This is a genomic window from Globicatella sulfidifaciens DSM 15739, from assembly GCF_900167405.1.
Taxonomy (GTDB): Bacteria; Bacillota; Bacilli; order Lactobacillales; family Aerococcaceae; genus Globicatella; species Globicatella sulfidifaciens.
Map to the genome: position 1 here is coordinate 60,674 of NZ_FUWO01000003.1, position 15,736 is coordinate 76,409.

Consider the following 15,736-nt stretch of genomic DNA (forward strand, 5'->3'; position numbering starts at 1 on the left):
GATGTCATTGTTAAAAAAACTTACACTACATTCAATGGTTACCTTATTATTATTAGCTAACATGATCCCAACTACGATCGTAATTGCTGAAACGAAGACAGAAGAGGAAACCACGGTAGTGGAAACAACCGTTGAAGTAGACGAGTCGCCATTAGAAGATGAGGATTTTAAGCTTATTGAAGATGTCTACAATAGTATTTTAGATAATTATATTGAAGATGTGAATAAAGAAGCGCTCTTACAAGGAGCATTGGATGGGATGGTCCGTTCATTAGGAGATCCTTATTCAGAGTACTTGGATAGTGATGAATCGGCACAATTCGATGAAACAATTGAAGGTTCCTTTACAGGAATTGGAGTTCAAATTATGACTCAAAATGGCTTAGTCACCATTATTAGTCCAATTGCGGATACCCCAGCAGATAAAGCAGGATTAAGAGCCAATGATATTATTTTGGAAGCCGATGGTGTGTCGTTAACCGATATGAATTCGAATGAAGTGGTTAAACATATTCGAGGTGAAATTGGGACCAAAGTTAATCTTAAAATTCAAAGAGGATCCAGTACTTTTGAAGTAGAAGTAGAGCGTGCAGAAATCCCTTTAATTTCAGTAGAAAGTAAACTTGATGAGAATGAACCGACAATTGGTTATGTTCAAATTACTCAATTTGCTAGCACCACTGCTGATGAAATCGAAGAAGCCGTGAGTCAATTGCGCAAAGATGGTGCGAAACGCTTTATTTTTGACTTACGTAATAATCCTGGAGGATTATTAGATCAGGCGATTATTATTTCCAATATGTTTCTTAAAGACGGTGATATCATTGTTCAAATGCAAGAACAGGACAAAGAGCCGATTGCTTATGCTGCTAATGATAAAGCTTATGGCAAATTTCAAATTGACGAACCGTATGTGGTGTTAATTAATGAAGGAAGTGCATCTGCAAGTGAGATTTTATCGGCTGCCATTTCTGAAAATACCGATAATCCTTTAGTAGGTATGACAACCTTCGGCAAAGGAACCGCTCAAAATATAACCAATCAGTCTGATTTTGGTGAATTAAAATTAACGGTTGCTAAATGGTTAACGCCATCTGGTATGTGGATTCACAAGACAGGTATTACCCCTACAGTTGAAGTGGAAAACGAGCCATTAGCTAATTCTATTTCATTAAATAGTAAAGAAGAAGTCAAAGAAGGCGATGCCTCCGATTATACCAAAACAGCTATTTTAATCTTAAAATCCTTAGGTTATGAAATTAATTCCGATTATCTCTTTGATGAATCAGTGACCCAAGCGGTTAAAGCATTCCAAGAGAAAAATAATTTGGAAGCCGACGGCATTATTACTGGTGATACGGCTAATTTACTGAATAATGAAGCGAGAGAATATTTAAATAATCATGATGTTCAATATGATAAAGCATTGGAAACACTGTTACAGGTAACGGAATAATGCGAGTAGTGCGTTCACTTTTTAATGAGTTCATTAACCTCTTATTTTCCATTACCATCGCAGTAGTCTTGTTTTTGATTATTAAAAGTTATCTCGTTCAGCCTTTTCAAGTTGAAGGTCATTCAATGGATTTAACCTTAACAGATGGAAGTCAAATGCTTTTATTAAAGCAAACTAAAATTGATCGTTTTGATATTGTAGTGTTTCCCGATCCAATGGGTTCAGGACAATCGTATGTCAAGCGCTTAATCGGCTTACCTGGAGACAGTCTTTATGTGAAAGATGATGTTTTGTATATAAATAATCAGCCCATTGCGGAACCATACTTAGAGCCTTTAAAATCGCAAACGGAAGGAATTTTTACGCAAGATTTTAGCTTATGGGATACCATAGGAGAGGAAGTAATTCCTGAAGGATATTATTTTGTATTGGGGGATAATCGACCGGCTTCTGGTGACAGTCGCCAATTTGGTTTAGTCCCGATTGAGTCTATTCAAGGTGAAACGTCGATTGTATATTTTCCTTTTAATCAAATCAAAAAACTCAATCATTATCAATTAGACGCGACGGGGCAAGTCATGGTTGAGTAATCAATAAAATAAGCTGAATGCTTTATCAAAGTATCTTAGATGTAACTGTAAGATACCGTGATGAATAAGCATTCAGCTTTTTATGTGAATTGAGTAGAAAGAATTGTTTGTTTAATAATCGTATTAGTTCTGGCTCTTTGTCAAATGGTATGGATAAATAGAAATGACTCTGTTCACCTAAACCAAAAAGTATAGAGCCTTAGTTCTTCAAATTAGTTACATCAGAAGTCTTATTGTGCCGTGCTGGACTTAGATAAAATATCCGTCCGGTTATTTTGATAATTTAATGAAATATATTTACCATTGTAAATGAAGTAATCAATCCATTATTCGTATCGATTTTTATACTTATTCAAAATATAACCCCATTTGTATAAGCATAAACGATCATTTTGCTAGAATGTTAATGTTTATTTTGATTGAAATTTTCTAGCCAATCAGCAAAGACATCAATATTTAATTTTGATGATATCCGATGGCCAATACCATCGACTGGATTAAGAGACAATTTAGACGGTAGTTTATCGGTCAATTGTTCCAAATTAGTTAATTTTAAAGATTGCGGTAATTTTTCACTTATTTGATCGAGATTGAAAGTGTCACGCGTTTTATCTGATAGATTTTCGAAAAAATAAGAAACATCAGTATGAATAGAATGAATTTTTTCTTTTTGATGTTGATGATAATTTTCCTTCCATATCGCTAATAATTGATTGCCGATGGTCATGAATTGTTCTTTTTTCTCGTTATCGATATCAGCTTTTACAAGGTTAACTTTTTTAATGAAGTCTAAAAGGTCTTTGGAAATATCATTTAATGTTTTGGCACCAGCTAATTCCAGTAATTGAAAACCAAAATCAAAGAATGTTGCTAATTCGGTCGCACTGTACTGATTGCACCACTGCTTTAAGGTCCGGTCAATAATATTACTCGCATCAGTCGTTTGCGTCGTTCTTTCAATTTGAGTATCTTGGATACGCCAATGCATAATATCATGTTGAAAAACACTAATATGATTACTTTTTACAATAATAGGTTTGATGTCATGAAACATCATCTTACCTACAACCGAATCTTCCGGAATATAGCGATAAATATAAGGCTTTAACGCTTGGTATTCGGGAAGATGAATTTGAGAAGCGGTTAGACCTGGACTGTCAAATAAGTATAAATGCAGAAATCTTGTTTCGATGACATCTGTAGGTAATGATAGACCCGCTATTAGCGCAAGATTGCCACCCTTAGAGTGACCACTGATCATTAATGCATCCTCGGCTACCTCTTTGATGATAGAAGAGATATATTTTTTCGCTTCTAATTGAGAAGGAATATCTTCTTCATAGGCTAATTTAAAATCTTCTTTCCATCCTACTAAGGTATCATCGGTACCTCGATAGGAAACTAATAATTGATTGCCGGGTAAACGATAAGTTAAAGCACAAAATTGCTTATTATTTTTCTCACTGAAATGGTTAACAAAATTAAAAACCGATATGTCTCGGTAACGCGGTGCCTCGGCAACTTTCTCAAATAATTTATAGCGTTTTTCAGTCACTAAAATGGCATTTTCAATATGATGTAATTTAGAATTTAATTGATATTCTTTAAATAAATCATAGAGCATTTTAGGGTTTTGATAATTGTTTTTTGGTGATAAATACAAATCAAAAGGTAGATAAGTTAACTCATTAATAATTAAAATATCCACTTCATTTAAATTGTTAGGTGTGAGTTCGATTTCTTTCACTTGATCGATATAATGAAATAAAGTTGCCATAATGGACCCCCTTTGAATCAGCTAGTATAATTTTATCGTAATTATCGATAAAACGCAATTTTAACTTGCATTCTTAATAGGAATCATGTAAAATGAGAAACGGTGTTAAACCAATTCACACGAATTCTGGATGATGAACCAGGTGCTTAGGGATAAGTCGGTTCATTAGATGACAGATTCGGAGGATATCAAAAACCAAATGGAGGAATTTTATTATGGCAGTTATTTCTATGAAACAATTGTTAGAAGCTGGTGTACACTTTGGACACCAAACACGTCGTTGGAACCCTAAAATGAAACGCTACATCTTTACTGAGCGTAATGGTATTTATATCATTGACTTACAAAAAACAGTAAAATTAGTAGATGAAGCATATAATTATATGCGCGAAGCTAGTGCTGATGGAAATGTAGTGTTATTTGTAGGTACTAAAAAACAAGCACAACAAGCGGTTGAAGAAGCAGCCGTTAAATCAGGTCAATACTATATTAACCACCGTTGGTTAGGTGGATTATTAACTAACTGGGATACAATCCAAGGCCGTATTCGTCGCTTAAAAGAAATCGAAAAAATGGCTGAAGATGGAACTTTTGAAGTTTTACCTAAAAAAGAAGTTGGAGAAATCTTAAAAGAACAAGAACGTCTTGAAAAATTCTTAGGTGGTATTAAAGATATGCCAAGAATTCCAGATGTAATCTTCATCGTGGATCCTCGTAAAGAACGTATTGCTGTTCAAGAAGCTCATAAATTAAATATTCCAATCGTGGCGATGGTCGATACAAACTGTGATCCAGATGAAATCGATGTTGTTATCCCATCAAACGATGATGCAATTCGTGCAATTAAATTAATTACTAACGCTATGGCAGATGCAATTATTGAATCAAACCAAGGTGAAATTGCAAACGAAGCGACAGACGAAACAACTGACACAGAATTCTTTGATAATTTATTCGATAACAAAGAAGAATCTGTTGAAGAAGAAAGTGCTGAATAATCACTTTTTGAAATAGTGTTTTTATCCATCTTAATTCAGGCATAAACCATAGGCTTAGTGAGCTGGGACCTGTGTTAAGATGGTTTATTTATAAATATCATTAGGAGGATATATTAAATGGCAGAAATTACAGCTAAATTAGTTAAAGAATTACGTGACATGACCGGTGTCGGAATGATGGATGCTAAAAAAGCATTAGTTGAAGTTGATGGAGATATGGATAAAGCTGTCGACTTTTTACGTGAAAAAGGATTAGCTTCAGCAGGTAAAAAAGCTGACCGTATTGCTGCAGAAGGAACTACAGCATTCTATGTAGATGGTAATACAGCTGCTTTAATCGAAGTAAACGCTGAAACAGACTTCGTAACACGTAACGATCAATTCAAAGAATTAGTTGAAACTTTAGCTGAAACAATTGCTAAAACACAACCAGCAGACTTAGAAGCTGCTTTAGCTTTAGACGTAAACGGTGAAACTGTTGAAAACTTAATTATCAATGCAATTAACACAATCGGTGAAAAAATTTCATTACGTCGTTTTGAAATTTACACAAAAACTGATAACGATGCATTTGGTACTTATGTCCATACTGATGGTAGTATCGGTGTCTTAACATTAATCGAAGGTACAACAGATGAAGTAGTAGCAAAAGATATTGCAATGCATATTGCTGCTATGAATCCTAAATATGTAAGCCGTGAGGATGTATCTGAAGAAGATTATGCTCACGAAGAAAAAATTCAAACTGAAATTGCTTTAAACGAAGGTAAACCAGCTGAAATCGTTGAAAAAATGATTAAAGGTCGTATGAACAAATACTTAGCTGAAATTAGTTTAACTGAGCAACCATTTGTTAAAGATGGCGATCAAACTGTTGGTCAATACGCTTCAGCAAAAGGCGGTAAAGTAGTTAAATTCACTCGTTTCTTAGTGGGTGAAGGTATGGAAAAACGCCAAGAAAACTTTGCTGACGAAGTAGCAGCACAAATGAAAAAATAACTAATATAACAGTTGGGGCTTGGTAAAAAGTGTACACTTTCTTGCCAAGCCTCATTGTTTAAATAAGATACTTATCGGTTGATTCAATGAATGGAATTTCGATGTTAACGGATTCAACCTTTGCTATTTATGCGGAGTGGACTTAAGATTGAAAGGGATAAAGTTCAGTTTATAAACCGCTTTTTTTTTAGGTATCGATGGAAGGAGAATATTAACATGACACAAGAGCCAAAATATAAACGTGTTGTATTAAAATTATCGGGCGAAGCAATCGCTGGAGAGAAAGGGTTTGGCATCAATCCCTTAGTAATTAAAGAAATGGTCGCTGAAATAAAAGACGTTTATGAATTAGGTGTTGAAATTGCTATCGTAGTCGGTGGCGGTAATATTTGGCGTGGAAACATTGGTTCGGAAATGGGTATGGATCGCGCGCAAGCAGACTATATGGGGATGTTAGCCACTGTGATGAACGCATTAGCATTACAAGATGTTTTAGAAAATAATGATGTACCAACACGTGTACAAACCTCAATTGAAATGCGCCAGATTGCTGAACCTTATATTCGACGTCGTGCAATGCGTCATTTAGAGAAAAAACGTGTCGTTATCTTTGCTGGTGGAACTGGGAATCCTTATTTCACTACTGATACAACGGCTGCTTTACGTGCAGCTGAAATTGAAGCGGATGTTATTTTAATGGCGAAAAACAATGTAGACGGTGTTTATAATGCTGATCCACGTGAAGATGCTTCGGCAACTAAATATGATAACTTAACTCATTTAGAAGTGATTTCTAAAGGATTAAAAGTGATGGACTCGACAGCAAGCTCATTAAGTATGGATAATGACATTCCATTGGTGGTCTTTAATTTAAATGAACCAGGTAATATCCGTCGTGTAGTATTAGGTGAAAACATCGGTACTACTGTCAGTGGAAAATAATTTAATCGATAAATAAATTAAGAGAAACTATTTAACGAAAATCGTTGATGATGATAGTTTCTCTTTTTATTATGGACAAAATTTTAGTATGATAGTAGAAAGTATTTGTATAAAGTATAGCCATACATTGCCTCCCATCTATCGTTATCTAAGAATGGATACGCTAATGTCTTTTAATCGTGGGAATGGCAAGAGGGAGTAGACTAGAAGTAGAAAATTGAATAATTTTCGCTTCGTCGGCCTACCCCCTCACAGTTGGGAGTGGACCAAAAGTAGACAATCATCCGATTTTCTACTTCTTGTCCGTACTATCATTTTACAACTTAGTGAGACATTATTAAAAATTTGCAATCGAATTCCCAGATAAAAAATTTAATCGGTCTTTGGTATCATGGAAATTTGACTATATTTGATGTATAATAAAAAGAGTGCTAGGAGGGGTAACGTGCAAACTTATATTGAAAATTTTTTAGCTTATTTACTAAATGAGCGACGTTATTCTGAGAATACAATTATTTCTTATCAAAAAGACTTAAATGAACTGTATCAATTTCTCGATAGTAGCGGATCAACCGAAGTTTCTGAAGTCACTTATCAAGATATGCGTTATTATTTAGCTTTTCTAAATGAACAGCAATATCGTCCTGCTACTATTTCTAGAAAATTATCAAGTGCACGTTCTTTTTTTAATTATTTGGTGTTAGAAGATGTATTAGAAAGTCATCCGCTTGATTTGATACATTATAGAGCCAAAGAGCAGCGTTTACCGGAATTTTTTTATGAAGAAGAAATTAATAAATTGATTGAGACTGCTTATCAAATGGAAACAGATACGCGGATAAGAGATGCTGCCATTATTGAATTACTCTATAGTTCTGGATTACGGGTAAGTGAGTTATGCGATTTAAAAGTATCTCAAGTTAATGTCGCTGTACAGTTAGTTCGAGTCATTGGAAAGGGGAATAAAGAACGAATAGTCCCCTTAGGTGATAAGGCGTTAAAGGCGATTAAAGAATATCAAGCAACCTGGCGCCAAGAACATCATCATGATCCGAGCGTTCATCAATTATTTATTAATCAAAAAGGACAACCGTTAAAGCCCGATCACATTAGGAAGATTTTATGTGAGATTAATCAAGCGGCTGGTTTAAATGCGGCGATATATCCTCATAAAATTAGACATACTTTTGCTACACATTTATTGAATAATGGAGCAGATTTAAGAAGTGTTCAGGAAATGTTAGGCCATGAAAATTTAAGAACAACCCAAATATATACTCATTTAAGTACGGATAAGATGAGACAAGCCTATTTAAACGCTCATCCTAGAGCCAGAAGAAAGACAAAGGAGAATGAATAAATGACAACAATTTGTGCAGTTAAAAAGAATGATCAATTAGCAATGGCTGGCGACGGCCAAGTTACGATGGGTGAAAAAGTCATTATGAAATCATCGGCTCGTAAATTACGCCGTATCTATCATAATGAGGTGGTGATTGGGTTCGCCGGAGGCGTTGCGGATGCGATTACTCTGTCTGAAATGTTTGAAGAAAAACTAGAAGCACATCAAGGGCAATTGACTAGAGCAGCAGTAGAAGTCGCTAAACAATGGCGAACAGATCGTGGTTTACAAAAGTTAGAAGCATTACTCATTGTTATGAATAAAGAAACCATGCTATTGGTCAGTGGAACTGGAGAAGTTATCGAACCGGATGATGGCGTGTTAACGATTGGTTCAGGTGGAAATTTTGCATTAGCTGCAGCGCGAGCCTTAGTAAGACACGACAATGATTTATCAGCGAAAGAAATTGCTTATGAAGCATTAAGAATTGCTGGCGAAATTGATATCTTTACTAATGATCAAATTATTGTAGAAGAAGCATAGAAGAGGTGGCTATATGAAAGATTTAACTCCAAAAGAAGTAGTAAATGAATTAAATAAATATATTATCGGACAAGATGAAGCAAAAAGAGCTGTAGCAGTCGCGCTAAGAAATCGTGTACGTCGTTTAAAATTAGATGATGAGATGAAACATGAAGTAAAACCCAAAAATTTATTAATGATCGGCCCAACCGGTGTGGGTAAAACAGAAATTGCTCGTCGATTAGCAACCATTACTCAAGCGCCATTTATTAAAGTGGAAGCGACTAAATATACTGAAGTAGGCTATGTCGGACGCGATGTTGAATCAATGGTGCGTGATTTAGTAGAAAATAGTATTCGCCTAGTAAAAGCACAGGAACACGAAGCGGTTCACGACAAAGCCGAAGCCAAAGCGATTGAAAGAATTGCGAAAGCATTAAGACCAGGTCAAAAAGTAGAAAAAAAGGCCAATAATACGACACCAAATTTAGGCATGTTTGGGGAGATGTTTAAAGCAATGCAACCCCAAACGGATGAAGAACCGGAAGAAATTGTAAGTGATGAAGTAGCCAGTTCACGTCGTCAAATTAGACAACAAATCCGTGATGGTTTATTAGATAATCATGAAGTCACCATCAAACTTGAAGAAAAGAAAATGCAATTAACAAGCTTAAATCCTGCCATGGAACAAATGATGGATATGCAAGAAAGTTTAAATGCCTTAAAACCTAAAAAGAAAATTGAACGCACCGTTACAGTAAAAGAAGCGGTGGCCTTATTAACGGAGGAAGAAGCAGATCGCTTAGTTAACTTGGATGATATTCAACAAAAAGCATTAAAATTAGCAGAAGAAAACGGGATTATTTTTATTGATGAGATGGATAAAATTGCCACCAAAAATCAAAATTCCGGTGAAGTCAGCCGACAAGGAGTTCAAAGAGATATTTTGCCAATCGTTGAAGGGAGTCAAGTTCAAACCAAATATGGCATCATTAACACCGACCATATTTTATTTGTTGGAAGTGGGGCTTTTCATGTATCAAAACCATCAGATTTAATTCCAGAATTACAAGGTCGCTTCCCAATTCGTGTTAATTTACATGATTTAACTAAAGAAGACTTTGTCAGAATTTTAAGTGAACCTAAAAATGCTCTAATTAAACAATATGAAGCTTTAATTGCTACGGAAGGAGTAAATATTTCTTTCGATGAAGGAGCAATTAATAAAATGGCTGAATATGCCGTCTTATTAAATCAAAATACCGATAATATTGGTGCAAGACGTCTACATACTATTTTAGAAACAGTATTAGAGGAATTATTATTCGAATCGGCTGATATGCAAATGGGCGAAATATTAATTAATGAAAAATATGTAACTCAAAAATTAGAAAAAATAGTTGAAAATCGCGACTTAAGCCATTATATTTTATAGTAGAACAAATGGAGTGTGAGAAGATGATTATTTTAAAGAATGACCGTTTAACAGTAAAAATTAGTGAATTAGGTGCTGAATTGCGTTCGGTCATTGATAATGAGTCAAACTATGAATTTATGTGGCAAGGCGATAAGCGTTATTGGAATGGGACAGCACCGGTTTTATTTCCAATTGTAGGTGAATTAAAAAACAATCAATATCAATATCAAGGCAAGACTTACGAATTACCTCGCCATGGTTTTGCTCGTAGAATGACCTTTCAAACGCAAGCTGTTACAGATAATTCAGCAACATTCTATTTAAAAAGTAATGAAGAAACGTTAAAAGTTTATCCTTTTGAATTTAGTTTTCAAATTACATATATTTTATTTGAAGACAAAGTATCGGTTAGTTATGAAGTTCTCAATCCAGCTACTGACCAAGTGCTATATTATAGTGTAGGAGGGCATCCGGCATTTAATGTTAGCCATCACCGTCCAAAAACTGGTCAACCTGAGTTTGTCGACGTCAGTTATACATTCGAACCGGCTGGTAGCTATTTAAATATACCATTAGTGAATGGTTCAGCTGATTTAAATAAGGCAAAATACATTAATGTCAATAACAATCCTATTTTACATAAAACATTTAAGCGTGATGCCCAAATCTTTTTATTAGCCAAAGATACTAAAGTTGTTTTGAATGATCCAAATAACGAAGTCAAAATCACCATGAATCCTAATCAGCTAAATTTAGTGGGCATTTGGTCTTCTTATCCTAAAAAAGGTGGTTTTGTCTGTATCGAACCTTGGGCAGGTTTAGCAGATACGACCAATAGTACGGGAGAATTGACTGAGAAATATGCGATTAATCAATTAAATCCTGGTAGTATCAAAACGCATGATTATACATTAACATTTGAAAAAGGTATTTGCTAGTTTTGCAGGTTAGTCAAGGCTTTATATAACGATTAATCTGAATGATTTGAAAGTTTAGTTTGGAATAATGTTAAAAATGCCGTTTGGTTCCATGTGATTATTTTTTAGCGCAGTAGTTGAGATTATCTAAAACGGCACCTTAATAACTAGTTTGACACCTATTCAATACACGGGGGTGGGCAGATGAAGTGAAAACCATTCAATTTTTCTACTTCTTGCCTACTCCCGCTTTTTTCTAATATAGACGCAATAGTGAGACAATGTAAATGGCATTATACTTAAACGGTGTAAACTCCGAAAAGCCCTGGCAGTTTCCAGAAAAATAAATCATTATCATGGAGGCTTATCTTTACCAAAATGGGTAAGGTTTTGCTTTTGTTTACCTTTTTGGCATAATTGGGTATAATAAAGTGGCAAATTGAACTAAAGGAGCGTATTATGGATTACAGATTTTTAATTTTAGACATCGACGGCACTTTATTAACCAGTACCAATCAACTAACTGAAGCGACTCGTGATAAATTAATGTTATTACAAAAGAAAGGCTATATTTTAGTATTAGCTAGTGGTCGTCCTACAGCTTCAATGTTAAAAACGGCCAAAGATTTACATTTAGATGCGAACGAATCGTATATTATTTCATTTAATGGTGCGGTTATTACGCGTATGAGTGATGAAAAAGAACTTTATAATAAGCGTCTAGAAGTTTCAGAACAAAAAGACATCATTGAGTTTTTACAGAAAAACAATTTATCGGTCATCGCTTACGATAAAGATTCGATTGTTGTTGATAAAGAACGTGAAAATTCGGATGTTGAAGCTTATTTAACAAAGTTACCAATGCGTTATGATGCGGAATACATTGCTAATATTGACACACCACAATTAAAATTTATCGGTGTAGGTAAACCAGAAGATGTGGCGCGTTGTGACCAAGAATTACAAGGTAAATTTGGTCAACATACTTATGCTACTACTTCATTACCATTTTTTATTGAATTTATGCATAAAGAAGTTAATAAAGGAACCGCGATTGAAACATTAGTAGAGCACTTAGGCTATACAACTGAAAATGTTGTAGCTTGTGGTGATGGTAATAATGATGCTGCGATGATAGAAGTCGCTGGAGTAGGGGTTGCGATGGGCAACGCTACCGACTATTTGAAGTCATTAGCTGATGAAATTACTTTATCTAATGATGAAGATGGCTTAATTCCGATTATTGATAAATATTTCCCATAATATTAACCAGCTTAAATGAATCTATTGGGAAACCTTAATAAAACTATTTTTAACAGTCAAAATAGAAACAATCCAATAAAAAGACTCATTTTGTTAGTTTGAATAAGGCTTGACATAGCAGGCTTAAGTCAACTATAATGTAGGAGACAAAGGACATATTAATTTGTGCTTAAAGAGAGATATCGTTAGGTGAAAGATATCATTCAAATTAGTGCTACCTCATGTTTTTACTAATTGAAAAATTAGCGTAAATTCTGCGTTAAAGAATAAGAAAGACATAATGATGAATCGTTATAAGCAAGGTGGTACCGCGACAAAACGCCCTTGTATATAACGGTTCTTTTTATATTTTTAAGGAGAGAACAGCATGAAAAAATTAACAAGCAATCAAATTCGTCAAATGTATTTAGATTTCTTTGCTGAAAAAGGACATGAAATTCGTCCGAGTGTTTCATTAATCCCTGTCAATGACCCAACATTATTATGGATTAACTCAGGTGTGGCGACACTAAAAAAATATTTTGATGGAACCGAAGTTCCTTCCAATCCACGGATTGCCAACTCACAAAAATGTATCCGTACCAATGATATTGAAAACGTGGGTTATACTGCACGTCACCATACTTTATTTGAAATGTTAGGTAATTGGTCAATCGGAGATTATTTTAAAGAAGAAGCCATTGCGATGGCATGGGAATTTTTAACTTCGGAAAAATGGTTAAATTTTGAACCAGAAAAATTATACATGACATATTATCCAGAAGATAAAGAAACCCCTGAGATTTGGAAGCAACAACCAGGTTTTATTGCGGATCATCTAGTACCGGTTGAAGATAATTTTTGGGATATTGGAGCGGGTCCTTGTGGTCCTGATACAGAAATTTTTTATGACCGTGGTGAAGCATACAATAATCTAGCGGCTGATGACCCTGAAAATTATCCAGGTGGAGAAAATGAACGCTGGCTAGAAATTTGGAATTTAGTATTCTCTGAGTTTAACCATTTACCAGATGATACTTACCAACCATTACCAAATAAAAACGTCGATACGGGTATGGGATTAGAACGGATGGCTTCGGTTATTCAAGATGTTCCAACAAACTTTGAAACCGACTTATTCATACCAATTATTGATGCGATAGCGAAGTTAACGGATGGCATTGAATATGAAAGTGCTGGCGATAAACAAGTAAGCTTTAAAGTGATTGCGGATCATATTCGTGCAGTAACGTTTGCTATTAGTGATGGGGCTTTACCATCCAACGAAGGTCGCGGTTATATTTTACGTCGTTTAATCCGTCGTAGCGTGATGCATGGGCGTAAATTAGGAATCACGAATAAATTCTTATCAAAATTAGTCCCAATTATCGTGGAAATAATGGGTGATTATTATCAAGAGTTAAATCAAAATATGGAATTTGTTCAGAAGGTAATCTTAAATGAAGAAGAACGTTTCCATGAAACGATTGAAGAAGGTGAAAAGCACTTATTAGACATCATTGAAACAGCTCGACAAAACAATGAAACAGAAATTTCAGGACCGCAAGCATTCCAATTATATGATACTTTCGGGTTCCCATTAGAATTAACGGAAGAATTAGCAGCTGATAATCAATTTACAGTTGATACTTCAGGTTTTGCAGTAGAAATGGAAGCTCAACGTGAACGTGCCCGTGCAGCTCGTTCAAATGAGGAAAGTATGAGTGTACAAACAGACGTCTTCCGTAATATCGAATCTGAATTTGAATTCGTTGGTTATATACAATTATCTAGCAACGCTACGATTAAAGCCATCGTACAAGATAATAAACGCATTGAACAATTACCAAAAGAAAGTCAAGGATGGGTTATCTTCAATCGTAGTCCGTTTTACGCTGAGATGGGTGGCCAAATTGCTGATAAAGGTTATATTTTTGATGGTGAAGAAATCTTAGGTGAAGTCTTAAATGTTAAAAAAGCTCCTAATGGTCAGTTCATGCATTTAATTCAAACGAAAGCTCTACCTTTGAATGAGGAACAATCTTATACTTTAGCTGTAGATCGTCAACATCGTATCAATACTAATAAGAATCATACCGCAACGCATTTATTACATAAAGCAATTAAAGATGTGTTAGGCAGTCATGCTAATCAAGCTGGTTCTTATGTTGGACCAGATCGTCTACGTTTTGACTTCTCTCATTTTGGTAAAGTGACGGAAGAGGAATTGGTTCGCATTGAGCAACATGTTAACCAAAACATTCAAGCGGCTATCGATGTGGACATTAGTGAGATGCCAATCGATGAGGCTAAAGCTTTAGGTGCTATGGCATTATTTGGTGAAAAATATGGTAATATTGTACGCGTCGTCAATATTGGTAATTCTTCTATTGAATTATGTGGTGGTACTCATGTATCAAATACTCAAGAAATTGGGACATTTAAATTATTATCTGAATCAGGTATTGGGGCTGGTATTCGTCGTATCGAAGCGATCACAGCAGGTGCAGCCATCCGTTATTATCAAGAACAAGAACAGCTCTTACATGATGTTCAAGCGGCTTTAAAAGTATCGCAAGCGAATCAATTACTTAACCGCATCGAACAACTTCAACATGAATTAAAAGATGCTCACAGTAAAATAGAGTCACTTAATAGCAAATTATTACAGCAAGGCGCGGATGACATCTTTAACGATGTGTCGACCATTGGTGAATATCAAGTAATTAAAGCTAATCTAGATGGTCAAGACATGGATGCTTTAAGACAATTAGGGGATGTTTGGCGTCAAAAAGCAGCTTCAGATGTCTTAGTCTTAGTATCCAAAGTGGCTGAAGATAAAGTGAATATGATGGTCTTTGTGTCTGACGAAGCGGTTCAAGGTGGTCTTAAAGCAGGTAATTTAATTAAACCATTAGCTAAAATTGTTGGCGGTGGCGGCGGAGGACGTCCTCAAATGGCTCAAGCGGGAGGTAAACAACCCGACCAAATTCCAAACTTAATGGAACAAATCCCAACACTATTAGCCGAAGTGATTGAATTGTAAGAGTCAAATGCCAGCTCGATGAAATAACCTATAATCCATAATCGACTGTAAATAGAAACTTAATGGATTAATATCGTGATTAAAAGAGTAGTGAAGGATAATCGTGGATTGTGCTTGCTACTCTTTTTTTAGCCAATGGCCATAATGAGATAATCGCTTGATTTTCGCTACGTTTGTCTAGAAGACCGTAAGTTTTATTGTATTAAAATTTGTCTTTAAAATACAGGTTGCTATCATCCAAGCACTGCAATGACCATTAATGCACAATCACTTGAATGAATTAATCAATTTTTGTGCAGACTTTAAAATTGATTGAAACATAAAATCAAATAGTTAGCATTTGAGTTTGATTTTATGATAAGATAGCATTGTAATAACACTCAGAGTGGGAGAAAATTGCTATTTTTGAGAAGAAAAGCCTAAAATTTTCACTCTTTTTACGATGATTCTTGTACAATTTAATAAATAATTGTCAAAAATTAAAAAAA

The 15,736-nt window shown here is 35.0% G+C and carries 12 protein-coding genes; 11 read left to right on the forward strand and 1 reads right to left on the reverse strand.

Features of this window, described 5'->3' with window-relative positions:
• The first annotated feature begins 1 nt into the window (after position 1).
• Both B5D12_RS02415 and lepB read left to right on the forward strand, forming a co-directional pair.
• Positions 2-1,456 carry a S41 family peptidase gene (locus B5D12_RS02415; protein WP_159443837.1) on the forward strand — a complete coding sequence of 485 codons (1,455 nt, stop codon included), beginning with the start codon at positions 2-4 and terminating at the stop codon, positions 1,454-1,456.
• Positions 1,456-2,046, forward strand: coding sequence for a signal peptidase I (gene lepB, locus B5D12_RS02420; RefSeq protein ID WP_078755328.1), 591 nt, complete (start codon positions 1,456-1,458; stop codon positions 2,044-2,046). Before B5D12_RS02415 ends, lepB begins: the two co-directional genes overlap by 1 nt.
• Positions 2,047-2,449: 403 nt before the next feature.
• On the opposite strand, the gene B5D12_RS02425 is transcribed toward lepB, so the two are convergent.
• Positions 2,450-3,823: an Mbeg1-like protein gene (locus B5D12_RS02425; RefSeq protein WP_078755329.1), complete on the reverse strand. Its 1,374-nt coding sequence runs from the start codon at positions 3,821-3,823 to the stop codon at positions 2,450-2,452.
• Between the two features lie 215 nt (positions 3,824-4,038).
• On the opposite strand from B5D12_RS02425, the gene rpsB reads away from it, so the two are divergent.
• From rpsB to alaS, 9 genes are all read left to right on the forward strand, one after another.
• Positions 4,039-4,821, forward strand: coding sequence for a 30S ribosomal protein S2 (gene rpsB / locus B5D12_RS02430; protein WP_071409046.1), 783 nt, complete (start codon positions 4,039-4,041; stop codon positions 4,819-4,821).
• A 117-nt stretch (positions 4,822-4,938) separates the two neighbouring features.
• On the forward strand, positions 4,939-5,820 hold the full coding sequence (gene tsf / locus B5D12_RS02435; protein ID WP_078755330.1) for a translation elongation factor Ts: 882 nt from the start codon (positions 4,939-4,941) through the stop codon (positions 5,818-5,820).
• A 216-nt stretch (positions 5,821-6,036) separates the two neighbouring features.
• Positions 6,037-6,762 carry a UMP kinase gene (gene pyrH / locus B5D12_RS02440; RefSeq protein WP_078755331.1) on the forward strand — a complete coding sequence of 242 codons (726 nt, stop codon included), beginning with the start codon at positions 6,037-6,039 and terminating at the stop codon, positions 6,760-6,762.
• A gap of 445 nt (positions 6,763-7,207) precedes the next feature.
• Positions 7,208-8,122 (forward strand): tyrosine recombinase XerC, encoded by a 915-nt coding sequence (xerC, locus tag B5D12_RS02445; RefSeq protein ID WP_078755332.1) that lies wholly within the window; start codon positions 7,208-7,210, stop codon positions 8,120-8,122.
• Positions 8,123-8,647, forward strand: a complete 525-nt coding sequence (gene hslV, locus B5D12_RS02450; RefSeq protein WP_078755333.1) for an HslVU peptidase proteolytic subunit — start codon at positions 8,123-8,125, stop codon at positions 8,645-8,647.
• A 13-nt stretch (positions 8,648-8,660) separates the two neighbouring features.
• On the forward strand, positions 8,661-10,061 hold the full coding sequence (hslU, locus tag B5D12_RS02455; RefSeq protein WP_078755334.1) for an ATP-dependent protease ATPase subunit HslU: 1,401 nt from the start codon (positions 8,661-8,663) through the stop codon (positions 10,059-10,061).
• Between the two features lie 23 nt (positions 10,062-10,084).
• Positions 10,085-10,981, forward strand: a complete 897-nt coding sequence (locus tag B5D12_RS02460) for an aldose 1-epimerase family protein (RefSeq protein WP_159443839.1) — start codon at positions 10,085-10,087, stop codon at positions 10,979-10,981.
• Between the two features lie 438 nt (positions 10,982-11,419).
• The gene (locus B5D12_RS02465) at positions 11,420-12,223 is read left to right on the forward strand and encodes a Cof-type HAD-IIB family hydrolase (RefSeq protein WP_078755336.1); all 804 of its coding nucleotides are present in this window, start codon (positions 11,420-11,422) and stop codon (positions 12,221-12,223) included.
• Between the two features lie 367 nt (positions 12,224-12,590).
• Entirely contained in the window at positions 12,591-15,248 is a 2,658-nt protein-coding gene (alaS, locus tag B5D12_RS02470) for an alanine--tRNA ligase (RefSeq protein WP_078755337.1), read from the forward strand.
• The last annotated feature ends 488 nt before the right edge of the window (positions 15,249-15,736 follow it).